General features: G+C 57.2%; 1 protein-coding gene. It reads left to right on the top strand.

What is annotated here, in order from left to right; genetic code table 11:
• The coding region (locus QP965_RS11480; RefSeq protein WP_502869821.1) for a transposase at nt 1-257 on the top strand (257 nt) is incomplete at both ends.

Below are 257 nucleotides of genomic sequence, written 5' to 3'. Positions count from 1 at the left end.
ATCAGCGAGCTGTCGACTTCTGCTGATGATGCAAGCGAGCTGGTCAAAGGCCTGCTGCAGGCATCGATCAACGCTGGTCTTAAAGCGGAGATGGATGCGCACTTGGGCTATAGCCATTCCGACCGCAAGGCCAAAGCGAAGGTGGAAACCGCACAGAGCAGCAATCACCGTAACGGGTCCTACACCAAGACCGTCAATTCTGGCTACGGCGCGGTTGAAGTGACCGTTCCCAGGGATCGTGCCGGCACGTTTACTCC

It is taken from the genome of Corynebacterium sp. MSK074 (assembly GCF_030229735.1).
In the GTDB taxonomy this organism is placed as follows: Bacteria; Actinomycetota; Actinomycetes; order Mycobacteriales; family Mycobacteriaceae; genus Corynebacterium.
This window is presented reverse-complemented; position numbering and strand designations above follow the sequence as displayed.